Here is a 24,671-nt window from a genome sequence, read left to right on the forward strand (position 1 = left end):
ATCCCCGTGGACAGCACCGCCATTGACCGCTTCGACACCAGTCGGTTCGAGGCCAGCCGCAACCGGCTGGCCTCGCTGGCGTACCGGCTGCTGGGCTCCGCCGCCGATGCCGAAGACGCCGTGCAGGACGCGTTCTTGCACTGGCAGACCTCCGACCGGCAGCGGATCAAGGTGCCGGAGGCATGGCTGACCAAGGTCGTCACCAACCTGTGCCTAGACCGGCTCCGCTCGGCACAAGCCCGCCGCGAACGCACCGTGGGCGCCTGGCTGCCCGAACCGCTTCTCGACGGCGACCCGATGCTCGGCCCGGCCGACACGTTCGAGCAGCGCGAAACGGTCTCCCTGGCCGTGCTCACTCTCATGGAACGCCTGTCACCCCTCGAGCGGGCCGTCTACATCCTGCGCGAAGCGTTCTCCTACCACCACGCCGAGATCGCCGAGATCCTCGACATCACCGAGTCCGCAAGCCAGCAGCACCTCCACCGGGCCCGGCGCCACATCACCACGGCGCGTCGCGGCAGCGGCGAACTCGACCCGGCATCCGCCCGCAGGATCGTCGAGGAATTCCTCGCCGCCGCCTCTTCGGGCCGCACCGAACGGCTGGTGGCACTGCTCACCGACGACGCCACCGCGATCTCCGACGGCGCCGGCCTCACCAAGAAGCTGCTGCAGTACGACACTCCGGAGCGCATCGCCGCCATCGCACGGGCCGGCTTCAAGTCCACGCCCGCGAAGCAGCGACTTGCCGGAGGGGTCTCCGAGGTCCACTTCGCGCTCGTCAACGGCGCCCCCGCCCTCCTCTTCGTGCCGGGCGGCAAGGTCGTCGGCGCGGTGACGTTCGACATCACGGACGGCAAGATCGCATCCGTACGGGGCATCGCCGCCCCTGACCGCCTCATCCGCCTCACCGACGCCTGGCGGCAACGCGAACCGGACGTGCCGCTCATCACCGAGTGGTGACCCGGCGCCGACCGAGGCCAGGCGCAGGACCCGCGCTGCGTTGAACCGTTTCCGGGTTCCCCGGCCGGTCGGTGGTTCAAGCCGGATGCGAAACGGCGTCGTCTACACGGCCCTGCGCACGCTGCTCACCCACCTCCTGTACGTGGAACTCCACAGCGGATCCCGCCCGCGCTGATCCCGATCGCGCGCCCGGGCATCAGCGGGAGGCCGCGGGCCGGCGCCCGGTGAGACGTACACAGGAGCGGTCCGCCCCGGCAGGGCGGACCGCTCCTCGGGGGAATGGTCGTGCACACCTCAGCGTGCGCTCTCCTGTGCGTTTTCCAGGGGCTCACCGGGTGCCTCGGAGGACGTCACGTCCAGATCGAGGGCTCCCATCGGGCAGGACCTGACCAGCCTCGCCACCTGACGGACGTCCCCGCCCCCCTCGCGGACGACGAGCTGCTGCCCGGGGGAGGCGAAGAGTGTGTCCGACAGGCCTTCGCACTGCTGGTGCAGTTCGCACCGCCGGGCGTCGATCCTGACCACTGCCAGCACTTCGCCGGGTTCAGGACGTTCGCCCATGGAGTGTCACGTCCATCTTCTCGATGCCGCGGATGGTGTTGTGCAGCCTCCACGAAGGTTCTCCGACCTCGATCCTGTCGACGTGGCGGATCAGCGCCTCCAGGAGGCTCTGCCCCTCCAGGCGCGACAAGGCCTGGCCGACGCACGCGTGGATGCCGTGCCCGAAACCGATCTGCTGGGCCACGCCCGGCCGGGCGATGTCGAAGGTCTCCGGGTCCTTCCAGAACCTCTCGTCACGGTTGGCCGAGCCGAACAGCAGGAGCACCCGCGACCCGCGGGGCAGGGGCGCGCCACCCAGTTCGGTGTCCTCCGCCACGTAACGGGTGAACCCGCGGAGCGGCGATTCGAACCTGATGATCTCGTTGAATGCCGACGAGACCAGCGAGGGGTCCTCCTTCAGCCGCTGCCACTGGTCCTGGTGTGTGCCGAGCAGCCACATCATGCTGGACAGCGCGCTGACGGACGTGTCCATGGACGGGGCCAGGAAGTCACCGAGCAGGCCGGGCAGCAGCTTGTCCTCGATCTTGCCCTCGCGGGCCTCGGAGACCAGTTCGGCCCCCCAGCTCCCCGGGCGCAGATTGCCCGGCTGCGACATCCGGTGGAGGAACTGGCTCATCTCGCCCAGCAGGGGGAGCCCGGCCTGTGTGCGCTCGTTCATCGGCCCGAAGGCGTTGAATCCGGCACTGGCCCACTCCAGGAGCCGTTCCTTGCCCTCGTCCTCCGGCCATCCCAGCAGATCCGGGACCACGGCCAGGGGGAACGCCACGGCGAAGTCCTGGACGGCGTCGAACGACTGCCGTTCCACGAGTTCGCGTACCAGCCGGTCCGCCCAGGAGGTGACGTACCCCGTGATGTCGGCCATCGCCCGGGGCTTGAGGTGCCGCGCCACCAGTCCGCGTACGTAGGCGTGGTAGGGCGGGTCGCTGGTGAAGCTGCTGCCCTTCTGCGCCTTGTTGAGGGTGTCGGTGAGGCCCACGCCTTCGCCGGAGACGAAGGTGCCGTGCTGGTGCAGGGCCGTGTACACCTCGTCGTACCGGGCGGCGCAGTGCACCTGGTGCGAGGTGAGGTACACCACGGGTGCGGCGTCGCGGAGCGCGCCGTACAGCGGGTACGGGTCGGTGATCGAGGCGTCGGTGTACGGATCGAGATCGGTCTGAGGAATCGTGGTCGTCGGACTCACCGGTTCACCTTTTCCCGCGCGACGAGGTCTTCGATCAGCGGCACCATTCCCACGGCGGTGGGCGCCGTGGCGGCCCGCTCGGCCAGTTCCCGGGCCTTGAAGCAGTACGAGGAGTCGCCCAGCATCTCCTTGACGACCTGCGCGATCGCCTCCGGACTGCCTTCCTCGCGGTACAGCGTCCGGGCGCAGCCGTAGTCCGTGAGCCGCTTCAGGGTCGGGGTGAACGCCTCGAACGGGTTGAGGATCAATTGCGGGGTCGCGGTGTTGATGGCGTTGACCGCCGTCAGGCCGCCCGCCGGATGGATGATCACCTCGCAGGTGGGGAGTATGGCCTCCAGCGGGATCCAGCCCGCCCGGACCCGCGGGTACTTCTCCTGGAGCTGCTTCCCCTCCGCCTCGCCGATGGCGACGACGACTTCGACGCCGAGCTCCAGCAGCCGCTCCACGATGGCCGAGATCCGGTCCATCGCGCCCGGGAAGGCGTACCGGAAGCTCCCCATCGTCAGGCACACCCGGCCGCTGTCCGGGGTCTGCAGCATCCACGGTTCGATCTGCCGCTGCTTGTTGTGCGGCGTCCAGCGCATGAAGGTGCCGGTGGTCTCGGTCAGGCCCGGCGGGCAGATGTCGATGCGCAGCGACGGGTCGGGCAGCGTGTCGGCGCCGATCCTGGCGAGCTGGTCCGCCAGCTCCTCGTGGAGGTATTCCTCGTAACCGTGGATGTCGAACAGGTCCCAGGACTGGCGGACGAACGGGATGCCGGCCGCGCGGGCGGCGATCTCCGCCCCGTGCCCCTGGCTGCCCGCGATCAGGACGTCGGCGCCCCACAGCTGGCAGATGTCCACCAGGTCGTCGCACACGTAGCTGCCCTGGCGGCCGAACCAGTGGCCCAGGTAGGGCATCTCCTGTTCGGGCCGGTGCGGGTACTCGATCGCCGGCCTGCCGTGGGCGGCGGCCTTGATGCTCTCGGTCGAATGCCCGCGGGCCACGGGGATGGACGGCAGGCCGATTCCGGTGACCGCGCCGGACATCTCCTCGAAGGAGGCCACCATGATCTCGTGCCCGGACGCCCGGAGGGCCGAGGCGAGGGGACCGATCGCGAACGCGCTGGCCGGGCTCGTGCCCGCGGCGTAGAACAGGGCCTTCACGCGGCGACCGCCGGCGACCGGTCTTTGTCGCGCTCCGCGAAGTAGGCCTCCTCCAGGCCCACGGTCTCGAAGTCGATGACGGCGAGACCCGCGGTCAGCAGGTGACTCGAACGCAGCTCCCGGACCAGGTCCAGGTAGTCCTCCATCTCGTCGAAGCCCAGGATGAAGAAGCTCTCCGCCTCACGCCCGTACTTGATGGCGCGCACCGGGGTGAGCTTCCCACCCCTCTTCACGAAGGCCCCGACGCTGGGGAAGACGTGCTCGTGCTCGATTGCTATGCGCTCTTCGAGCGACAACTCATACCAGGGGGTCAGGTAGTTGACGACGAGTACGGCGGCGAACTTCATGCGCGGTTCTCCGATCGGGTTTCCTGCGGGCGCAGTACGGCGTGCATGTGCCAGATCCGGGAGACGACGTTTCCGGCTTCGTCGATCAGCTGGTCGGCGAGGTTGTCGGTGGGGGCGTCGACCTCGAAGGTGCGCGGGTCGACCATCTTGGCCACGGCTTCGGCGGGCAGCGAGCTGTGGTAGCGCGTCGCCTCGATCACCTTGATGTCCCAGTCCGCGGAGAATGCCTCCCGCAGCTCGGGCTCCGAGACGCGGCGCGGGCCCGGGTAGTCGGGGGTGAGCTCCTTGGAGAAGGTGAACAGGTGGAGTTCGGCGCCTTCGTTGCACACGGCCCTGAGGAGTTCCGTGTACCGCGGCGTCTCCTCGGCCGGCAGTGTGTGGAAGAAGGCGCTGTCCAGGACGACGTCGTACCGGGGGCCGTCCGCCGCGAGGGAGAACGCGTCGGCCACCCGGAAATCGACGGTCGTGTCGTTCTTGCGGGCCTTCTCGCGGCCGCACTCGACGGCGACCTCCGACACGTCGACGGCGGAGACCCGAAGGCCCTGGGACGCCAGGTACAACGCGTTGTCCCCGAGGCCGCACCCCAGGTCGAGCACGTGCCCGTGGAAGCCGCCGTCGTCACAGATCCGGCGTACGGCCGGCTGCGGGCCTCCGATGTTCCACGGCATGAGTGGGCCCGACTTCTCCCCCTCCTGGTAGAGCTTCTCGAAGGGGATCTTCTCCGTGCTGCCGGTGGGCATCGTTCGCGGTTCCTCTCAGAGTTCTACGGACATGGCGTGGTGGAAGATGTTCAGGGGGTCCCACGTGCGTTTCGCCGACTGCAGACGCGCGTAGTTGTCCTTGTAGTACAGGTGGTGCCAGGGCTGCGCCGACCGGTTGTGCTCGGCGTTCAGCAGGTCGGTGTCGGGGTAGTTGATGTAGCAGCCGTCGGTGCGGTCCCCGGTGACGGGCACCCCTCCCGTGCCGGCGAAGAACTCCTCGTACAGACCGCGCAGCCAGCCGAGGTGGAGCTCGTCCATCGAGGCGTCCTGCCAGGCGGTGAACCACGACGACTTCGCGACGGAGTCCCGCTGGGGAGCGGCGGTGGCCGACGACGCGCGGCGGTTGATCTCGCCCCCGTAGCTGTTGAACATGACGTAGGACGCCTGGCCGGGGTGGTCGGAGTTCAGGTGCCGGTAGAGCACCGAGAACTGGTCGTCGGTGGGTGTCGCGCGATGATATGCGGACTTGGAGGCCGACCGGGCCCCCATGACGTCACCGCAGTCGGCCTGGCTCATGTAGCGGGTGCCGGTCAGCCAGCTCATCACGCCCCCGCGGGGGATGCCCACCGCGCGGGTGCCCTCCGTCAGCGACGCGACGAAGTCGGCCAGGATCTTCCCCTCGGGGTCCACGTCGGCGTCCTGCTGGACCATGAGCTGGAGGAACCCGGAGTTGCGGTGGTTGACGAAGAAGCTGGCGAACAGCGAGTTCTCCGGAGTTCCCGGCGCGGAGTGGCGTTCATGCCATGCGAAGAAGCGCCGCATCACGGTGACGAAGGACTCCTCGTCCATCGCGGCCCAGGGGTAGATGATCTTCTGCACGTGCAGTCGGCTGCTCGCGCGAGCCAGTCCGATCGGCTCGGTGGCGAGGTGCTCCGGGCTGCGGAACTCGTAGGCGGTGACCACGCCGAAGTTGCCGCCCCCACCGCCGGTGTGCGCCCAGAAGAGGTCTCCGAGGTCGCCGGTGTCGTCGGCGCGCGCCGTCACCAGGCGGACGTCGCGCGACTCGTCCACGACGGCGACCTCCACGGCGTGCAAGTGGTCGACCGCCAGGCCGAGCTGGCGCGACAGCGGACCGTAGCCGCCGCCGGCGACCAGCCCTCCCATGCCCACCGCGGAGCAGGCGCCGAGCGGCAGGGACGCGTTCCAGCGGCGGAAGAGGGCCTTCTGCGCCTGATCGACCGTCGCACCCGCACCGATCCGCACCCCAGGCCCTTCGGCGGACGGGCCGACGGTGTTGAGGTTGTGGAGGTCCAGGACGAGGTCCCGTCGCGGCGAGCCGACGAAGTCCTGGCCGCAGTGCCCGCCGGACCGGCAGGCGACGGCCCGCTCTTCGGCGACGGCCTTGCGCAGGGACGCGACGACGTCGTCCGGCGTGAGGGGAAGGTGGAACTCCGCGGGCTCGACGGCGAACCGGTGGTTGTCCGAGTGCGAGAGCTCGAGGTACCGGGGGTCCTCGGGACCCACGGTGAAGGGTGACATCGGCAGGGTCACGACGCGTAGCCTTCGCAGGACTGGGTGAAGACGGTCTCGTAGGTGTTGGCGTCCCTCGAGGTCAGCAGGGACTTGCCGCGTGCGCGCATCTGCCGGTCGTGCGCGGGGCGCTGTTCCTCCGGCATGGTGTGGAAGGCCTGGTAGGAGGCGGCGTCGTCCCACTGGGCGTAGTTGACGACCATGGTGCCGTCGAGCGCGCGCAGGATGCTGTGGGAGCGGTACCCGGGCACCTGCCGCATCCACTCGTCCGGCTTGTCGAGCAGGGACACGAGCTCGCCCTGGTCCTTGCTCTCGCACCCCATCAGAACGATCACGGTGAAGTCGTCCCGGTCCGGGCCTATTTCCGTCCGGGCGTCGCCGTCCTTCGTCTGGACGGACACCACCTCGGTCTTCAGCAGGTGCACCGACGTGGTGAGGTCGGTGAAGTAGGGAACGGTGTTGTGCTTGAAGTTCTCGCCGTCGTACCGCTCCTTGAGGTCGTCGATCGACCTCCACTGGATGTAGTTGGCCGCGCAGGGCTTCGCCACCCCCGCGTGCAGCGTGGACGACCGCCATCCCGGGTAGTTCGCCTTGGCGATGATGCCCCGCATGGCGTCCAGGAGAGTCGCCTGCTTCTCCGAGTCGGTGGTGTTGAACAGGTTGAACACGGTCAGGGAGCCGTTCTCGGGCTCGATGATCGGCATACGTCCTCCTAGGAGACTTTCTTGCCTTCGATGACGGACTGCAGTCCCGCGCGGGTGACCCCGACCAGCTCGATGCCGACCTCGGACATCAGGGTCCGGAACTCCTGCACGGTGCGCTGCTTGCCCTCGCAGAGGACGAGCATGTCCATGTCCATGAGCGCGATGGCCTGGTCCGCCTTCTCGTCCACGCCGGCCACGGCCTCCACGACGGCGAGGTGCGCTCCCTCGTGCATGGCCGACGCGATGTTCTTGAGGATGAGGCGCGAGCGCGCATCGTCCCAGTCGTGGAACACGTTGGAGGCCATGTACAGGTCGCTCCCCGGGGGGACGCTGTCGAAGAAGGAGCCGGCCTTCACCGTCACGCGGTCGGCGACGCCCGCGTCCGACAGCTCCGGCCAGGCCCGCGACACCACGTCCGGCTGGTCGAAGAGGACTCCGGACGTCCCGGGGTGTTGTTGCAGTACGGCGGAGAGGAGCGCGCCTCGCCCTCCACCGACATCCGTGATGCTGCCGAACCGGGAGAAGTCGAATGCCTCGACCACGGGCCGGATGATCCTCTTGGAGAGTTCGGTCATCGCGGAATTGAAGACCGAAGCGGTGTCCGGATTCGATTCCATGAATTCCCATACGCCGGAACCGTGCATCGCGGCGAAGGGGGATCGGCCCGTGCGCACCGCTGTGGGCAGGTGCGCCCAGGTCGCCCTTTCTGCAGTGGATCCCGTCCAGCGCGCGAAGTTGCGCATGGAGGAGTCGTCGTCCGTGGCCAGGGCGTGGCCCAGAGCGGTCAGCTCCATGGTGTGCTGCTCGGTCTGCTGCAGCAGGCCCACAGCGGCGCTGGCGCGGAAGAAACGTTCCGCTATATCGCGTTTCAGGCCGAGCCGAACGGCGAGTTGCGCCGGCGTCAGGCCGCCGGGCCCCAGCGCGTCGGCCACGCCGAGTTCTGCGAATGTGCTGACGACCCCGGCGCGCCAGCTTCCCATGAGGAGATCGAGAAGCTGGATGCTGACGGGGGGCGACGGCGGGCGCAGCGATTCCGTGCTTGTGATGGTCATGTTTTCCCTTCGACTGGTTGCCATGCGTCGAAATGAGGCACCGTTGCAAGGGCAATTCGCTCTCGAACACACTCTGTTGCCGGTGCCGGAACGGCGCTAGGTATTCCCATGGGATGGTCCTGGGAATCAGCGCCGGAACAGTGCAGAGTGCTGCGGGACGGAGCGGATTCGCCCGTCCCGCAGCACTCTGCGGCTGGTGGAGCCATGGGGCCGTGCCCTCTAGGAGGCGGGCGTCCGCTGGACGTCGGCGCCGGCTTCCGGCGCCCCGCCGGAAGCGTCCTGTCCGCCCCACTGCTGGGCGTCCGGCTTGCGCTGGGGGATGAGGAAGGTCGCGAGCATTCCGAGCACCAGCAGCGCGGCGCAGGTGTAGCCGTTGATCTGGACCCCGTAGGACATGGCGTCCCGGGCGGCGTCGGCGGCCGAGGCCGTCGCGGGGTTCTGGCTCAGCCCGGAGATCATCGCGCCCGCGCTGTCGGAGACCGCCGAGGACAGCCCGTCCGCGTCGGGCGTTCCCTGCTGGGCGAGCCGCTCGGACAGGTCGGAGTCCAGCGCCGTGAAGAACGTCGACGTCAGGATCGCGATGCCGAGCGCGGAGCCGAGCTGACGCGCGGCGCTCTGGATTCCGGAGCCCTGGCCGGCCTGCTGCGGCGGTACGTCCGCCAGGACGACGTTGGTGACCTGCGCGGTGGCGAAGCCGACCCCCATGCCGTACAGGAACAGGGCGATGGCGATGACCCACCACTGGGAGTCGCTGCTCGCCAGCAGGCCGAACATCAGCAGACCGAGCGCTTCGAGCACCAGGCCGATGCGGACCAGGCCGATGGGGCCGGTCTTCTCGGCCATGCCGAAGCTGGCACCGCTCGCGAAGAAGCTGCCGACCGCGACGACGAAGACCATCAGGCCGGTCTGGAGTACGGAGTACCCCAGGGTGTACTGGAGCCACAGGGGCAGTACGGCGAGGATGCCGAACTCCGCCAGCGCGATGATCAGCGTCGCGATGTTGCCCGTGCTGAAGGACTTGATGCCGAACAGCGAGGTGTCCATCAGCGGCGCCGTGCCGTTCGCGCGCGTCAGCCGGACCTGCAGCTGGAGGAAGAGCGCGAGGCTGACCACGGATACGGCCAGGGCGACCGGGACGACCGACAGGTTCACCACGTCACCGAAGGGGCCGAAGCTCTTGCGGGCCTCCCACCAACCGTAGTTGCGGCCCTCGATCAGACCGAAGGCGAGAAGTCCGAGGCCCAGCACCGACAGGACTCCGCCGACGACGTCGACCTTTCCCGGCTGCCGGGGGGACGGCTGGAGGAACCGCATGATGCCCGCGAGGATCAGAACCACGACGAAGATGTTGATGCCGAACGCCCACCGCCAGGAGGCCTCGGCGAGCCAGCCGCCCAGCAGCGGTCCGACCGCCGCGGCCGCACCGATCGTGGACCCCCAGATGGCGAAGGCCTTGCCGCGGTCGCGTCCCCGGAAGGTCATGTTGAGCAGCGCCAGCGACGTCGGCATGACGATCGCGCCGCCGACGCCCTGGGCGAACCGGCTGACGATCAGGAACTCCCCGGAGGGCGCCACCGCCGCGGCGATGCTCGCCAGCCCGAAGACCACGGTGCCGACGACGAACAGACGGCGTGCTCCCACGATGTCCGACAGGCGCCCCATCAGCAGCAGCAGGGCTGCCAGGATGATCGCGTAGGACTCCTGGATCCACTGCGCGCCGAACGCGGTGATCTTCAGGTCGTCGATGATGGGGGGCATCACCACGTTGACGATGGTGAAGTCCACGACCACCAGCGACACACCGAGGGAAATCGCGACCAAACCCAGCCAAGCGTCCCGACTGGCCGATGAGGATCGACTTGGATTTTCAGCCACTGCGTTCTTCCGATCTTCTCGATGCAACGCACCCGGTGGAACGCCGGGGGCGAAATACTGGAGCGGGAGGGGGGCGTGCGCCGCCCCCGGAGCAGAGGCACCATCGCAGGAGAAGAGGACGCGTGCTGACCTCTACTGATCGCAATCGGAGGGCAATTCTTGATCGCCAACCGCACACTGGAGCTCCTCAGCCTGCTTCAGGCACAGAAGGAGTGGACCGGCGACGGGCTGGCCGAGCGCCTGGGGGTGTCCCCGCGAACCGTCCGCCGCGACATCAACCGGCTCCGCGAACTGGGCTACCCCGTCACGGCGACGAAAGGCCCCTCCGGCTACTACCGGTTGTCCCGCGGGGCACGTCTTCCTCCGCTGATAGTCGACGACGAGCAGGCCATCGCCATCGCGCTGTCCCTCCAGACGGCGCCCGCCTCCGTGGCCGGCATGGGTGACGCCACCAAGCGCGCGCTGAACTCCATCAGGGAACTCCTGCCGCCCCATCTCTCCCGCCGCCTCGCGACCTTCTCCATCGAACAGATCGAGAACGCCTGGGAGCTGGCCCCGCCCCAGGTCGACCCCGGACTGGTGGCACAGCTGAGCGCCGCCGCGCAGGAGCGGGAACTCGTGCGGTTCACCTACCGGTCCATCGAGGTCGACGAGGTGGACGGCAGTGAGGTCCTCGCCGAACCCCACCGGCTCGTCGTCTGGTCGGGACGCTGGTACATGGTCGCCTTCGACCAGCGCGGGTGCTCCTGGCGCGCCTACCGGCTCGACCGGATCGAACAGCCGGCCGCCACCGGGTGGCGCTTCGCTCAGCGCGACATCCCCGAGAGGGACATCACCCGCTTCGTCCAGAGCCAGCCCGACCGCGGAGACACCCCGGACACCTGGCCCTGCTGGGGCACCGTCCTGATGGAGTGCCCCGCGGCGCTGGTGGCCAAGTGGGCCCCGGGCGCGGCGAGTTTCGAAGCGGTCGACGAGCGGATCACCCGGATACGGATGGGGGCCTGGTCGTGGTCGGCGCTCATCGGCTTCCTGGTGACCTTCAGCTGCCGGTTCACCGTCGAGAGCCCGCCCGAACTCGCCGAGGCGGCCCGCCGTGTGATGGGCCGCATCGACGTCGACATCCCGCGGGCCGACGCGCGTGCGCAGGCCCCGGCCGACGCGTCCGCCCAGGGGGGCGAACCGGCCATGTGATCGCGATCACGTGAGGAAGTAGAGGTCAGAAGCTGACCTCTACTACTCCTAGCCTGGCTCGTCCAGCCCGGCAATCACAGGAGACTCCTTGAATCCCGCCCGATCACTGACCGAGGCAGCGACAGTGGTCGCCGCGGAGCAGCCCGTCGACAGCGCACACCGCCACGAAGCGGCCGGGGCGACGAACAGGCTGTCCCACGACAGCGGCCACATCGAGGTGCGCGGGGCACGCACCAACAATCTCCGAGACGTCTCGATCGACGTACGCAAGGGCGCGCTCACCGTCTTCACCGGTGTCTCGGGCTCAGGAAAGAGCTCCCTGGTACTCGGCACCATCGCGGCCGAGTCGCAGCGCCTGCTCAACGAGACCCAGCCGACGTTCGTCCAGGGGCTGCTGCCCCAGACGGTGCGTCCGGACGTCGACAGTCTGCGCAACCTCTCCGCCGTCGTGACGGTGGACCAGAAGCGGCTGGGCGCGGACCCGCGGTCCACCATCGGGACCGCCACCGACACGTACGGCCTCCTGCGCCAGCTCTTCTCCCGGCACGGCTCCCCGCACATCGGGTCCCCCAGCCGGTTCTCGTTCAACGACCCCTCCGGCATGTGCCCGACCTGCTCGGGCACCGGAGTGGTCACGGAGGTCGACATCGACCAGCTGGTGGACCGGGACCTCTCCCTCAACGACGGCGCGCTGCTGTTCCCCACCTTCGCGGTCGGCACCGGATTCTGGTCGATCTTCGTCAACTCCGGCTTCTTCGACCCCGACCTCCCCCTGGGCAAGTACGACGACCAGGAGTGGGAGAGGCTGCTGCACCTGGAGCACGCCAAGACCGACAGCCGCTCGCTGAAGGTGACGTACGAGGGCCTCCTGCCCAAGCTGCGGCGCCTGTACCTGAACAAGGAGCGCGAATCGCTCCAGCCGCACGTGCGGGCCGCGGTCGAGCAGATCGCCAGCACCGCGCAGTGCACGGCGTGCGAAGGCAGCCGCCTGTCGGAGGAGGCCCGCTCGGTACGGGTCAACGGCGTGGGCATCGCCGAGTGCACCGGTATGGAGATCGCCCGGCTCCTCGAAGTCGTGCAGCAGTGGAACGATCCCGCGATGGCGGGCGTCGTCCACGGCATCCGCGGCGCGCTCACCGCCATGGTCGAGCTCGGCCTGGGCTACCTCAACCTCCAGCGCCGTGCGGGCACGCTGTCCGGCGGCGAGTCCCAGCGGGTCAAGATGGTGCGTCACCTCGGCTCGGCGCTGACGGACCTGACGTACGTCTTCGACGAACCGACGACCGGCCTGCACGCCGACGACGTCGACCGGGTGCTGAAGGTGATGGCGAGCCTGCGCGACAAGGGCAACACCGTGCTCGTCGTGGAGCACGACCCGCAGGTCCTCGACGTCGCCGACGCCGTCGTCGACCTGGGACCCGGCGCGGGCACCCACGGCGGGACGATCGTCTACGCCGGTCCGCCGAGCGGGCTTCCCGCCTCCGACGGACCCACCGCCGCGTCGCTGCGTACCGTGCCGCAGTTGCGGACCGCCCGCGAACCCCGGGGCTGGCTGCGGGTGGAGAACGCGGACCTGCACAACCTGCGCGACATCACCGTGGAGATCCCCCTCGGTGTGTTCGTCGCCGTGAGCGGTGTCGCGGGAGCGGGCAAGAGCTCGCTGGCCCGTGGAGTGCTGCCCTCCCGCCTGGACTCGTGCGTGATCATCGACCAGAGCCTGCCCCGGGGCAGCAGGCGCAGCACCCCGGCGAGCTGGACGGGCATCCTCGACCCGATCCGCAAAGCCTTCGCCCGTGCCACCGGGGTGAGCGCCGCTCAGTTCTCGTCGAACTCGGCGGGCGCCTGTCCGGCCTGCAACGGCCTCGGCGTCGTCGTGACGGAGCTCGGCCGCGGCGACACCGTGGAATCGCCCTGCGAGGAGTGCGAAGGCACCCGGTTCCGCAGCGAGGTGCTCGCCCACCGGCTGCGCGACCGCAGCATCGCCGACGTCCTCGCCATGTCCATCAGCGAGGCGTGCGCGTTCTTCACGGAACCGGCGATCCGGGAGGTGCTGGCGAGCCTGGAAGGGGCCGGGCTCGGCTACCTGGGGCTCGGACAGCCGCTGTCGACGCTCTCCGGGGGAGAGCGCCAGCGGCTCAAGCTCGCCGTCGAACTCGCCTCGCCCTCCGACTTCTACGTGGTCGACGAGCCGACGGCCGGGCTGCACCGCCAGGACGTGGGGCGTCTGCTCGGTCTTCTGGACCAACTCGTCATGAAGGGCAGCACGGTTGTCGTGGTGGAACACGACCTCGACGTCATCGCGCAGGCGGACTGGGTGATCGACATGGGGCCGGGCGCCGGTGCGGCCGGCGGCGACATCGTGTTCGCGGGGTTGCCCGAGGACCTGATGGAGAGCCGGCCTTCGGTCACCGGACGCCACCTCGCGAGCCGGGTCCGGGGCGAAGGCGCCGGCCACCCCGGGGCGTGACGCCGCCGTACCTCCCGGGAACGAAGCCGCCGTACCTCCCAGGACACGAAGCCGCCGGGCGTTCCGCGGCTCGGAACAGACAGAAGGAGCACATCAGATGATCAGGATCGCCGTCGTACTCGGAAGCACCCGCCCCGGCCGTCGCGGTGAGGCGGTGGCCCGGTGGGTCACCGAGGTCGCCGCGCGGCACCCCGCGGCCGTGATGGGCGAGGTGACCTTCGAACTGGTCGACCTGGCGGATTTCGCGCTGCCGTTGCTGGACGAGCCCGTGCCCGCCTTGTTCGGCCAGTACCGGAACGAGACCACCCGGCGGTGGGCCGACGCCATCGGCTCGTTCGACGGGTTCGTGTTCGTGACGCCCGAGTACAACCACTCCGTGCCCGCGGCGCTGAAGAACGCCGTCGACCACCTGTTCGCCGAGTGGAACGACAAGGCGGCCGGATTCGTCAGCTACGGCGTGCACGGCGGGACCCGCGCCGTCGAGCACCTGCGGCTGGCGCTGGCCGAGGTGAAGGTCGCGGATGTGCGGAGCCAGGTCGTCCTGTCGGTGTTCGACGACTTCGACTACACGGGATACGACATGACGGACCCGACGTCGGCCGGCCGGTTCACGCCGGGGGAGCGGCAGGAACCGGCGGTGAACACGATGCTGGACGAGGTCGTCGCCTGGTCGGCCGCGCTCAAGCCGCTGCGCGCGGACGCCGCCGCGGAGTCCGCGGAAGACGTCGTTGCGGTATGACGCGCCAGGGCCGCCGCCTGTCCGGATCGACGTACCGGGGCCGCCGCCTGGCCCCTGCCCCGGCTCCTGACCGCTGACGGGCACCTACGGCCTTCGGCTGTGCACGTGTCCCGGCCGGGACCGTACGAGCGCAGCTCGAAGGCCGTACCCGCCCTTCTCCGAATCCCCTGCCCGTCACGGGAGTTCCCCTGCGATAGCACGGATATACCCCCGTCCTCACCACAGGTGACCTACTCCCGCCGCGCGATTCCGAGCACCGTAAGTGGCATGACGTTGCACGCCGCAGAAGGCATTCGGTCGCACGTACCGGTTCTCGTCGTGGGAGCCGGTCCCACAGGTCTCATGCTCAGTGCCGAGCTGGCGCTCCACGGAGTCCAGCCGCTGCTGATCGACGCACTGCCGAGCCCGAGCGGACAGTCCCGGGCCCTGGGCTTCACGGTCCGGACGCTGGAGATCTTCAAGCAGCGCGGCATCCTCGGCCGCTTCAAGGGGCTCGCCCAGGTACCGGGAGTGCATTTCGCCGGCCTGAACATCGACGGCGACTTCCTGTCCAGCACGCTGAGACCGGCCAACCAGTACCCGCAGTCCAGGACCGAACAGGTCCTCGCCGACTGGTGCGAGGAGCGGGGGGTCACGGCCCTGAGGCCATGGAGGCTGGAGTCGATGGAGCCCACCGGCTCCGGATACCGCTGCGTGCTCAGCGGTCCGTCCGGTCGGCGCACCGTCGAGGCGGACTACGTGGCCGGTTGCGACGGGGCGGCCAGCGGCGTTCGCGAAGCGATCGGCATGCCCACCCGCCGCACCCCTCCTTCCGTCCAGATGCTCCTCGGCGACCTGCGCGGTTGCGGGCTGCCCAACGAGCCCTTCGGGGTCAAGCACGAGAAGGGCATGGTCATGTCCGCGCCGCTGGGCGACGGGACGGAACGGGTCATCGTCTGCGACTTCTCCCAGCCGATGCGGCCGCAGGGCGCACCGGTCACCCACGCCGAGATCAAGAACGCGTACGAGAACGTCGTCGGCAAGCCCCTGACGGAGGGCGAATGCCTGTGGGCGAGCTCCTTCTCCGACGCCTCCTCCCACGTGGAGTCGTACCGGGACGGCCGTGTGCTGCTCGTCGGGGACAGCGCGCACACGCACCTCCCGGCGGGCGGCCAGGGCATGAACGTTTCGCTCCAGGACTCGGTGAACCTCGGCTGGAAGCTCGCGCTGGTGAGCCGGGGCCACGCACCGGATTCCCTCCTGGACAGCTACCACGCCGAGCGGCACCCGGTAGGCAGGGAACTGCTGCTCAACACGGCCGCCCAGGGGCAGCTGTTCCTGCGCGGCCCGGAGGTGGACCCGCTGCGCGAGATCGTGCGGCGGCTGCTGGAGGTGCCGGAGGTGTCGGTCCGGCTTGCCGACGGAGTCAGCGGACTGGACATCCGGTACGACATGGGCGACCCGGAGGCGTCACCACCGGTGGGTGAGCGGTTGGCACCGGATGCCTTCACCGTGGTCGAGGCCGGCGGCGACGTCGTCGAAGAGCTGCGGCACGGCTCCGCCCTCCTGGTCCTCCTCGCCGACGACGGCGAGGCGTCCCCGCTCGCCGCGCAGTGGGGGGACCGGGTGCGCGTGGTGCACGCGCGGCCGAAGGAACCACGACGGAAAGCCGGCTCCGCCGAGCCCCTGAACCTGTTCGTCCGGCCGGACGGCCACATCGCCTGGGCGGGCCCGCGGAGCGACGGGCTGAGCGCCTCGCTCAGCCGTTGGCTCGGCGAGCCCGCCGCGTAACCAGAGGAGGAAGACCCTTGTACAGCTCTCTGATCGTCGCCCGGATGGACTCCGGCCACGCGGACGCGGTGGCCGACATCTTCAGCGCGTTCGACGCCACCGACATGCCTGCGCGGATGGGAACCCTGCGCCGCGAGCTCTTCCGGTACCGCGGCCTCTACTTCCACCTCCAGAACTTCGAGACCCCCGACGGGACCGCCGCCGTGGAGGCGGCGAAGACCGACCCGCGGTTCATCGGCATCAGCAACGACCTCAAGCCGTACATCGAGGCCTACTCCCCGACCTGGCGGTCGCCGAAGGACGCGATGGCCGAGCGCTTCTACCACTGGAGGGCCGAGCGTTGAGCCGCCGCGTGTTCATCACCGGGGTCGGGGTCGTCGCGCCCGGCGGCGTCGGCCGCGACGCCTTCTGGGACCTCCTGACCCAGGGGCGTACCGCCACCCGGCGGCTCAGTCTCTGCGACCCGGAGCCGTTCAGATCCCAGGTGGCCGCCGAGGTCGACTTCCGGGCCGAGGCCGCGGGACTGACCGAACAGCAGTCCGTGGAGCTGGACCGGGCGGCCCAGTTCGCCCTGGTCGCCGCCCGTGAGGCGGTGGAGGACGCGGGCTGGCGGGACACGTGCCCGCCCGACCGGGCCGGGGTCGTCGTGGGCTCCGCCGTCGGCGCCACGACCAAGCTGGAGGAGGTCTACCGGCAGCTCAGCACGGACGGGTCCCTCTGGGACGTGATCCCGGACTCCCCGGCCCAGCTCTACTCGTACTTCGTGCCCAGCTCCTTCGCCGCCGGCATCGCCCGGGAGTTCGGCGTCACCGGGCAGAGCGGCGTCGTGTCGACCGGCTGCACCTCCGGGATCGACGCCGTGGGCAACGCGTGGGAACTGATCCAGGACGGCATCCTGGACTCCGTGGTCTGCGGGGCCACCGACGCGCCCATCTCGCCCATCACCGTCGCCTGCTTCGACGCGATCAAGGCGACCTCGACCTACAACGACACCCCGGAGACCGCCTCCCGGCCGTTCGACGCGACACGGGGCGGATTCGTCCTCGGCGAGGGCAGCGCGATGTTCGTCCTGGAGTCCGAGGAGTCCGTCCTGCGCCGCGGCGCGCGCGTCTACGGCGAGATCAAGGGGTACGCCAGCCGCTGCAACGCGTACCACATGACCGGCCTGAAGGCCGACGGGCGTGAGCTGGCGCAGGCCGTCACCGCCGCCCTGACCCAGGCTCGGATGGACCCGGGCGAGCTCGACTACGTCAACGCCCACGGCAGCGGGACCAAGCAGAACGACAGGCACGAGACCGCTGCGCTCAAGGTCTCCCTGGGCGCCGCCGCCCGCCATGTGCCCATCAGCTCCATCAAGTCCATGGTGGGCCACTCGCTGGGGGCCATCGGCTCGCTGGAGATCGCCGCGTGCGCCCTGGCGCTGCGGTACGACGTGATCCCGCCGACGGCCAACCTCACCCGGCCGGACCCGGAGCTCGACCTGGACTACGTACCCGTACATGCGAGGAAACAGCGGACCGACGGAATCCTGACGACCGGCAGCGGTTTCGGAGGGTTCCAGAGCGCCATGGTCCTCGCGGATCCGGAGAAACGCTCATGACCGCACACATCACCGGCATCGGTGTCGTCTCCCCGCTGGGCCTGTCCCGGGAAGAGCACTGGAAGGCCCTCCTCGACGGGTGCAGCGGCCTGGGCCCGACCCGGTCGTTCGACTCCACCCGCTACGACAACCCCATCAGCGGCGAGGTCCCCCACTTCAGCCAGGAGGAACTGCCCAGCCGACTGCTGCCCGCCACCGACCGCATGACACAGATGTCGCTGGTCGCCGCAGCAGGGGCGTTCGACGACAGCGGCATCGACAGGGACCAGGTCGACCCCCTCGACATCGGCGTCATGACCGCCGCCACCGCGGGCGGATACGCGTTCGGGCAGAAGGAACTGCAGAACCTGTGGTCCAAGGGCCCCAAGTACGTCAGTACCCACCAGTCCTACGCCTGGTTCTACGCGGTCAACACCGGCCAGATCTCCATCCGCCACGGCTGCCAGGGCCACAGCGGAGTGATCGTCGCCGACGACGCCGGTGGCCTCGACGCGATCGCGACCGCCGCCCGCCGCCTGGCGCGCGGGAACCGCGTCATGCTCACCGGCTCGGTGGACAGCACCATGTGTCCCTGGGGGCGGGTCGCACACACCTCGACCGGCCACCTGTCGAAGTCCGCCGACCCGCGCACCGCGTACCTGCCGTTCGACGAACGGGCAGGCGGGTGGGTCAACGGCGAGGGCGGGGCCCACCTCGTCCTCCGGTCCGAGAGCGACGGCCGGTACGCGTCGCTGCTCGGCCACGGGGCGACCGTGGACGCCCCGCGCGCCGACCCGGGGGCGGGTCTGGTCCAGGCGATCCGCCTCGCACTCGACGCGGCGCGGCTGCGCGCCCGCGACATCGGCGTGGTCTTCGCCGACGCGGCCGGCACCCGGCAGGCGGACCGGGCCGAGGCCGCCGCCCTCGTGGAGGTCTTCGGGCGGAACTCCGTCCCCGTCACCGCGCCCAAGGCGGCCACGGGCCGCATGGGCTGCGGAACCGCCTCGCTCGACGTCGCCATGGCGGTGCTCGCCCTGCGCGACCAGACGATCCCGCCGACCGTCAACGTCGAAGCGGACGCGTCCCTCGGGATCAACCTGTGCACCGCCGCCGCCCCGCACCGCATCACCCACGCCCTGGTGCTCGCCAGGGGCATCGGTGGGTTCAACTCCGCCCTGATCGTCGGGGCATGACCGAAGGAGAGAACGACATGACCGCACGCGTAACCATGGACGACCTCAAGCGAGCCCTCCAGGAGGGCTCGGGGGTCGACGAGGGCGTCGACCTCGACCGGGACCTCCCGACCAAGGCGTTCGCCGACCTCGGCTACGACTCCCTGGCCGTCCTGGAGACCGGCCTGCGCCTCGGACGCGAGAACAACATCGAGATCGACGACTCGGTGTTCAACGACCTCGACACGCCCCAGCAGCTGCTCGACGCGATCAACCAGGCCCTCGAGAACCAGGCGGCGGCATCATGACGGCCCTGCGTCACGCCCTCGTCACCGGCGGGTCGAGCGGCATCGGCAAGGCCGTCGCGCAACGCCTCGGGAAGGCCGGGCACACCGTGTCGATCTGCGGCCGGGACCCCGAGAAGCTCCGGTCCGCCGCCAAGGAACTGGCCGAACTCGGCGTGTCCGTCACCACGTTGAGCGCCGACGTCAGTGACCCCCAGCAGGTGCGCGAGCTGGTCGGCCAGGCCGTGGAGGCGAACGGGCCCATCGGGATCCTGGTCAACAACGCCGGCAGGAACGGCGGCGGCAAGACGGCGGAGCTGACCGACGAGCTGTGGCGGGAGGTGCTCAGCACCAACCTCGACAGCGTCTTCTACGTCACCCGGGAGGTGCTGGCCCGCGGCGGCATCCACGAGGTCGAGCACGGCCGCATCGTCAACATCGCCTCCACCGCGGGCAAACAGGGCGTCCTGCTGGCCGCCCCCTACTCCGCCTCCAAACACGGCGTGGTCGGCTTCACCAAGGCCGTGGGCAAGGAGCTCGCGCCCCAAGGGATCGCGATGAACGCGGTCTGCCCCGGATACGTGGAGACGCCGATGGCCACCCGGGTGCGGCGCGCGTACGCCGACGCCTGGGAGACCACGGAGGCGGAGGTCCTGTCCGCCTTCGAGGCGAAGATCCCGCTCGGCCGGTACAGCACGCCCGACGAGGTCGCCTCCCTCGTCGAGTACCTCACCACCGAAGGCGCCGCCTCGATCACGGCCCAGGCACTCAACGTGTGCGGCGGCCTCGGAAATTTCTAGGAGATGATCCGCATGACCGACCGGCCTCGCGTCGACGTGCACACCACCACGATCAGCAGCAGCGCCGACGAGGTGTACCGCCGCCTGGAGAGCGTCGGGCAGTGGTCCCAGATGTTCGAACCGACCATCCACAGCACGGAACTGGCCCGGGAGGGGAACAAGCAGACGATCCAGCTGTGGGCCGTCGCCAACGGGGAACCCAAGTCCTGGGTCTCCGAGCGTCACCTCGACCCCGCCGCACGCACCATCCGCTTCGCGCAGACGGTCACCGCGCCGCCCGTCGCGGAGATGTCGGGCGAGTGGAAGGTCCTGCCCCTGACCGAGGACAGCTGCTCCGTCCGGCTGACGCACACCTACCGCGCGGAGGACGACTCCGAGGAGGCGCTCGCCTGGATAGCCAAGGCCGTGGACACCAACAGCACCAAGGAACTCGCGGCGCTGAAGACCGCCCTCGAACGGGAGGCGGACAGCGAGCTGAGCGCCTTCACCTTCGCGGACTCGGTGGAGACGACGGCCGACCCCGTCCTGCTGTTCTCCTTCCTGGACCGCGGCGAACTGTGGTCCGGACGGCTGGACCACGTCGCCGAGGCCGAGATGAAGGAGTTCTCCGACGGGCTGCAACTGCTCCGCATGCGGACGAGCACCCCGGACGGCGACAGCCACGTCACGGAGTCGTACCGGGTGTCCCAGAGCCCGGCCAGGCTGCTGTACAAGCAGGTGACGCTGCCGGCGCTGCTGGAACTGCACACCGGCGAGTGGACCATCTCCCCGTCCGGCGAGAGCTGGAAGGTCACCTCGAAGCACACGGTGGCGATCAACCCCGAGGCGGTGCAGAAGGTCCTCGGCCCGGACGCGACCGTCGCGGACGCCAAGGAACTCGCCCGGCGGAACCTGGGGAACAACAGCCTGCGGACCCTGGAAGCAGCGGTCCGCTGGGCCGATGCCGCCGCGCCGCAACGGTGAGCGGGAACGTGACCGTGCCCGAGGCCTCCGACGTCGTCGTCGTCGGCGCCGGGCCCAGCGGCCTGCTCCTGGCGGGGATCCTCGCCGGGGCAGGCGCGCGGGTCACCGTACTGGAATCGCGCGGCGCGCCGGACCCGCAGATCCGTGCCTCGACCCTGCACGCCCGCGCCATGGAGATCTTCGACTCCCACGGTGTGGAGTTCGCCCCCGAGTTACCCCACAGCACCCACGGGCACTACGGCGGCCTGCCCGTGGACCTCTCGCACGTCGAGTCCGACCGGGCCGGCGTCTGGCGGTGCCCGCAGCCCGAACTCGTACGGACACTGAGCGGCTGGGCCGGCCGCCGCGGCGCCCGGCTGCTGTACGGGGAACACGTGGAGTCCGTCCACGCGCAGGGCGGGCACCGTCTGGTACGCACCCGGACCGGCCGGACCTTCGGCGCGGCGCTGCTGGTCGCGACGGACGGACAGCAGAGCACCGTCCGTGCGCTGCTCGGCATCGCCTGCGAGGGTGCCCCGGCCACGCGCGTCCTGGTGCAGGCCGACCTCCGCCGGTGCCGCGTGCCGGGACGGCGCTTCGAGCGGCGGGGGCGTTACACCGTCACCGCCGCCCCGCTCAGCGACGAGGTCACGCGGCTGATGATCCACGATCCGCGGTGGCCCGTGGGCCGGCCGCGCACGGCGGAGGACCTCCGTGCCGCCTGGCAGGCCGCCACCGGCGAGGTGCTGCCGGCCGAGCCTTCGTGGCTGCGGACGTTCAGCGACGACACGAGCGTCGCGCACCGACTCGTCGAAGGCCGCGTCGTGCTGTGCGGTGACGCGGCTCATCCCTTCATCCCCATCGGAGGGCAGGCGTTGAACACGTCCCTGATGGACGCCGAGGCACTCGGCTGGCGCATCCTGGCGCACCTGGAGGACGGGGACCCGCAGGGGCTCCTGGAGTACGGGGAGGAACGCGCCGCCTGGCTGGACGTGCTCGCGCGCAGACTGCGCGCGCAGGCGCGCCTGCTGTTCGACACCGACGAGGCAGCCACCGCGCACAAGGCGCGCGTGGCCGAGCGGTTGAACAGCGACGAGGCCTACCGGCAGAAGATCGCCGACTCCCTGGCGGGTGTCGACGTGTGCTACCCGGCGGCCACCGGCGGGATCCGCCGCCGTCTCGGCCCGGCCCAGCTGCGCGAGGCCGGGGCCGCCCGCCGCACGACCCGCGTCCGACGGGCGTTCGTGACCGACGGCGGCACCCGGGTGGACGCGTGGATCAGGCCCGATCACCACTGGTATCCGACGGCCCCTGACGAGGCCCGGCGGGATTGGAATGACGCGGTGCGCCCTCTTGACGACCACGAAGCCGAGGTGGCGCGGTGAAAGCGTTCCTGTTTCCCGGCCAGGGGACCCAGAAAGTCGGTATGGGCTGCTACCTGCGCGAGGAGTACCCGGGCCTGGTCGAGCCGCTGTGGCAGGAGGCGGACGAGATCCTGGGGTACTCCCTGACCCGCCTCTGCGAGGAAGGGCCGGTCGAGGAGCTGCGGCACATGCCGGTCACGCAGCCGGCCGTCTTCCTGTGCAGCTACGCGGCCCTGGTCGCCGCGCGGGCCCAGGGCGCGGAGCCGGACGTCGTCGCGGGCCACAGCCTGGGCGAGTACTCGGCTCTCGCGGCGGCCGGTGTGCTGACCTGGAGGGAAGTGCTCCAGCTCGTCCATCGCCGTGGTGAGCTCATGGCGCAGGTGCAGGAGCAGGTGGACGGGAAGATGGCGGCCCTCCTCGGACTGTCGATCGAGCAGGTCGAGAGGGCCTGCGCGCAGGTGCGGTCCGACACCGGGGAGGTGGTCGAGGTGGCCAACCACAACGAGCCCCTCCAGGCCGTGGTCTCCGGCCAGACCGCAGCCATCGACCTGCTGGTCGAGCGGGTCACGACGATGACGGACGCACGCGCGACCGTGCTGAGGATCGGCGGCCCGGCCCACTCCAGTCTGATGGGGAGCGCCACGGCGGACTTCGTGGAGTACCTGCAGCGCTTCGACTTCCGGCCGCCCCGGGTGCCCCTGATCTCCGGTTCGACCGCCGCACTGTACGCGTCCGGTGAGGAGATCAAGCGCCAGCTCGGCGATCAGCTGGTGCACCGGGTGCGCTGGGTCGACGTGATGGCCGAGCTCAAGCGGCTGTCGGTGTCGCGGACCTGGGAGCTGGGGCCGGGCAAGGTCCTCTCGGGGTTCGTCCAGAGGTCGCTGCCCGGCGTGTCGACCTATCGTGCCAACGACCTGCCGTCCTTCCTGGCCGGCGTGACGGGCTGGTGAACCGGTGAATCACATGGTGCGACGAGCGCCGACCGCTGCCCTGGGGGAGCGGTCGTCCGACGGGGCGGGCACCTCGCCCGGACCCCTCGTCCTGATGCTGCCCGGGCAGGGTTCGCAGTTCGGCGCGATGGGGGCCCCGCTCTACGACGCCGACCCCCGTTTCCGCCGGGCGCTCGACGACTTCTTCGACGCGTTCGGCGCCGGCGCGCAGCGGCTCAGGCAGGTGTGGCGTCACGGCTCTCCCCGGGAACTCGAGCAGGGGGCCATCGCCCAGCCGCTGCTCTTCGGGATCGGCTACGCCGCCGGAAGGGTCTGGCTGGAGGACCTGAAGGGCGCCGACGTGACCCTGATCGGGCACAGCGTGGGTGAATTGGCGGCGGCCACGCTCGCGGGCGTCTTCGACCTCGAACTGGCCGGTGCGCTCCTGCAGGAGCGGGCCCGGCTGCTCGAAGAGGCTCCCCGCGGCGGCATGATCGCCTGCCGCGGCACGGAGGCAGAGGTGCAGGAGCACCTCGACGCCCTGGGCGGACGGGCTGTCGTCGCGGCGGAGAACGCGGACAACCAGTGCGTTGTGAGCTGTGCGGAGGAGGACCTCCCGGACACGGTGCGAGGCCTTGGCGCCCGGGGGGTGTCGTGCATGCGCGCCGCGGCGGCCGAGCCGTTCCACTCCCCGCTCCTGGCCCCGGCCGCCCTTGAGTTCGAGGATTTCCTGGCGCGGCGCGAGCGGGAGCTGTCGCCGGCGAGGTTACCGATGGTCTCGGCCTACTCGGCACGAAGGGTCAGCGATCGGAATGCGGAACCCGCTCGGTTCTGGACGCATCAGATGGCCGAAAAGGTGTTCTTCTGGAAGGCGATCGTCAGCAACTGTGGTTCCAGTCCGCACACGTTTGTGGAGATCGGCCCTGGAACGGTCCTTTGCATGGCTGTCCGCCGGTTGCCATCGGTTCGCGAAGGAGGTTCCGAAGTAGTCACCACGATGCCGCGTCATCGACGTGAGGTCGAACAGTGGAATTCCGTCCGGCGTGAGGTGGTCGAGCTGTTCAGTTGAGTCCTCAACGACTCTTAATGGGTCGGGGCGGGGGCTCCTGAGGTCGTACTGTGCAGAGTTTGTCAAAAGTTTGCATGTTCGAAAAAATAAGTACATGGATCGGAAGGATGCTGGTATTGTTGCCGAGCGTTGAACGGTTATCGATTCCGCAGATGTTTTCCCGTCCTCTTCTCCCCGCTGTTCCTACCGAATCCCGCTCCCCCTTCTTTCTTCAGCCTTTTCCGCTGCGCGTCAGGGGGTTGATGGTCGAGATCACACGGACGGCTCTTCGATAAATATTCACCTTGGCCGGGTCGAATAGTTAGCACGG

General features: G+C 69.7%; 23 protein-coding genes. 14 read left to right on the forward strand and 9 right to left on the reverse strand.

What is annotated here, in order from left to right; translation table 11 throughout:
- Positions 1-6: 6 nt before the first annotated feature.
- Positions 7-960 carry a sigma-70 family RNA polymerase sigma factor gene (locus OG472_RS37575; protein ID WP_405942618.1) on the forward strand — a complete coding sequence of 318 codons (954 nt, stop codon included), beginning with the start codon at positions 7-9 and terminating at the stop codon, positions 958-960.
- 294 nt (positions 961-1,254) lie between these two features.
- On the opposite strand, the gene OG472_RS37580 is transcribed toward OG472_RS37575, so the two are convergent.
- The 9 genes from OG472_RS37580 to OG472_RS37620 all read right to left on the reverse strand — a co-directional run bounded on the left by OG472_RS37580 (position 1,255) and on the right by OG472_RS37620 (position 10,001).
- Positions 1,255-1,521: a hypothetical protein gene (locus OG472_RS37580; RefSeq protein WP_405942619.1), complete on the reverse strand. Its 267-nt coding sequence runs from the start codon at positions 1,519-1,521 to the stop codon at positions 1,255-1,257.
- Positions 1,505-2,701 (reverse strand): cytochrome P450, encoded by a 1,197-nt coding sequence (locus tag OG472_RS37585; RefSeq protein ID WP_405833505.1) that lies wholly within the window; start codon positions 2,699-2,701, stop codon positions 1,505-1,507. The genes OG472_RS37580 and OG472_RS37585 overlap by 17 nt, the downstream gene beginning before the upstream one ends.
- On the reverse strand, positions 2,698-3,846 hold the full coding sequence (locus OG472_RS37590) for a glycosyltransferase (RefSeq protein WP_401605815.1): 1,149 nt from the start codon (positions 3,844-3,846) through the stop codon (positions 2,698-2,700). Before OG472_RS37590 ends, OG472_RS37585 begins: the two co-directional genes overlap by 4 nt.
- Entirely contained in the window at positions 3,843-4,193 is a 351-nt protein-coding gene (locus tag OG472_RS37595) for a hypothetical protein (RefSeq protein ID WP_384341673.1), read from the reverse strand. The genes OG472_RS37590 and OG472_RS37595 overlap by 4 nt, the downstream gene beginning before the upstream one ends.
- Entirely contained in the window at positions 4,190-4,933 is a 744-nt protein-coding gene (locus OG472_RS37600; RefSeq protein ID WP_383575338.1) for a class I SAM-dependent methyltransferase, read from the reverse strand. Before OG472_RS37600 ends, OG472_RS37595 begins: the two co-directional genes overlap by 4 nt.
- 15 nt (positions 4,934-4,948) lie before the next feature.
- A complete protein-coding gene (locus OG472_RS37605) occupies positions 4,949-6,445 on the reverse strand; it encodes an FAD-binding protein (protein ID WP_405942620.1) in 1,497 nt (498 codons plus the stop codon).
- A complete protein-coding gene (locus OG472_RS37610) occupies positions 6,442-7,128 on the reverse strand; it encodes an antibiotic biosynthesis monooxygenase (RefSeq protein WP_405833509.1) in 687 nt (228 codons plus the stop codon). The genes OG472_RS37605 and OG472_RS37610 overlap by 4 nt, the downstream gene beginning before the upstream one ends.
- Positions 7,129-7,136: 8 nt before the next feature.
- A complete protein-coding gene (locus OG472_RS37615; RefSeq protein WP_405942621.1) occupies positions 7,137-8,180 on the reverse strand; it encodes a methyltransferase in 1,044 nt (347 codons plus the stop codon).
- Between the two features lie 219 nt (positions 8,181-8,399).
- Positions 8,400-10,001 carry an MFS transporter gene (locus tag OG472_RS37620; RefSeq protein WP_405942622.1) on the reverse strand — a complete coding sequence of 534 codons (1,602 nt, stop codon included), beginning with the start codon at positions 9,999-10,001 and terminating at the stop codon, positions 8,400-8,402.
- A 213-nt stretch (positions 10,002-10,214) separates the two neighbouring features.
- On the opposite strand from OG472_RS37620, the gene OG472_RS37625 reads away from it, so the two are divergent.
- From OG472_RS37625 to OG472_RS37685, 13 genes are all read left to right on the forward strand, one after another.
- The gene (locus OG472_RS37625) at positions 10,215-11,246 is read left to right on the forward strand and encodes a helix-turn-helix transcriptional regulator (protein ID WP_401605827.1); all 1,032 of its coding nucleotides are present in this window, start codon (positions 10,215-10,217) and stop codon (positions 11,244-11,246) included.
- A gap of 190 nt (positions 11,247-11,436) precedes the next feature.
- Positions 11,437-13,713 carry an ATP-binding cassette domain-containing protein gene (locus OG472_RS37630; protein WP_405943238.1) on the forward strand — a complete coding sequence of 759 codons (2,277 nt, stop codon included), beginning with the start codon at positions 11,437-11,439 and terminating at the stop codon, positions 13,711-13,713.
- 97 nt (positions 13,714-13,810) lie between these two features.
- The gene (locus OG472_RS37635) at positions 13,811-14,452 is read left to right on the forward strand and encodes an NADPH-dependent FMN reductase (RefSeq protein WP_405942623.1); all 642 of its coding nucleotides are present in this window, start codon (positions 13,811-13,813) and stop codon (positions 14,450-14,452) included.
- A gap of 267 nt (positions 14,453-14,719) precedes the next feature.
- A complete protein-coding gene (locus OG472_RS37640) occupies positions 14,720-16,222 on the forward strand; it encodes an FAD-dependent monooxygenase (RefSeq protein WP_405942624.1) in 1,503 nt (500 codons plus the stop codon).
- A gap of 17 nt (positions 16,223-16,239) precedes the next feature.
- Positions 16,240-16,566 (forward strand): TcmI family type II polyketide cyclase, encoded by a 327-nt coding sequence (locus OG472_RS37645; RefSeq protein ID WP_405833519.1) that lies wholly within the window; start codon positions 16,240-16,242, stop codon positions 16,564-16,566.
- Positions 16,563-17,822 (forward strand): beta-ketoacyl-[acyl-carrier-protein] synthase family protein, encoded by a 1,260-nt coding sequence (locus OG472_RS37650; RefSeq protein WP_401605839.1) that lies wholly within the window; start codon positions 16,563-16,565, stop codon positions 17,820-17,822. The genes OG472_RS37645 and OG472_RS37650 overlap by 4 nt, the downstream gene beginning before the upstream one ends.
- Positions 17,819-18,994, forward strand: coding sequence for a ketosynthase chain-length factor (locus tag OG472_RS37655; RefSeq protein WP_401605841.1), 1,176 nt, complete (start codon positions 17,819-17,821; stop codon positions 18,992-18,994). The genes OG472_RS37650 and OG472_RS37655 overlap by 4 nt, the downstream gene beginning before the upstream one ends.
- Positions 18,995-19,011: 17 nt before the next feature.
- Positions 19,012-19,281 carry an acyl carrier protein gene (locus tag OG472_RS37660; protein WP_405942625.1) on the forward strand — a complete coding sequence of 90 codons (270 nt, stop codon included), beginning with the start codon at positions 19,012-19,014 and terminating at the stop codon, positions 19,279-19,281.
- Positions 19,278-20,057 carry an SDR family NAD(P)-dependent oxidoreductase gene (locus OG472_RS37665; protein ID WP_401605843.1) on the forward strand — a complete coding sequence of 260 codons (780 nt, stop codon included), beginning with the start codon at positions 19,278-19,280 and terminating at the stop codon, positions 20,055-20,057. Before OG472_RS37660 ends, OG472_RS37665 begins: the two co-directional genes overlap by 4 nt.
- Positions 20,058-20,069: 12 nt before the next feature.
- On the forward strand, positions 20,070-21,020 hold the full coding sequence (locus OG472_RS37670) for an SRPBCC family protein (protein WP_401605846.1): 951 nt from the start codon (positions 20,070-20,072) through the stop codon (positions 21,018-21,020).
- Positions 21,021-21,028: 8 nt separating this feature from the next.
- A complete protein-coding gene (locus tag OG472_RS37675) occupies positions 21,029-22,384 on the forward strand; it encodes an FAD-dependent monooxygenase (RefSeq protein WP_401605847.1) in 1,356 nt (451 codons plus the stop codon).
- Positions 22,381-23,313 carry an ACP S-malonyltransferase gene (gene fabD / locus OG472_RS37680; protein ID WP_401605850.1) on the forward strand — a complete coding sequence of 311 codons (933 nt, stop codon included), beginning with the start codon at positions 22,381-22,383 and terminating at the stop codon, positions 23,311-23,313. Before OG472_RS37675 ends, fabD begins: the two co-directional genes overlap by 4 nt.
- Before the next feature lie 13 nt (positions 23,314-23,326).
- Positions 23,327-24,361, forward strand: coding sequence for an acyltransferase domain-containing protein (locus OG472_RS37685; protein WP_405943239.1), 1,035 nt, complete (start codon positions 23,327-23,329; stop codon positions 24,359-24,361).
- The last annotated feature ends 310 nt before the right edge of the window (positions 24,362-24,671 follow it).

It is taken from the genome of Streptomyces sp. NBC_00207 (genome assembly GCF_045160965.1).
In the GTDB taxonomy this organism is placed as follows: domain Bacteria; phylum Actinomycetota; class Actinomycetes; order Streptomycetales; family Streptomycetaceae; genus Streptomyces.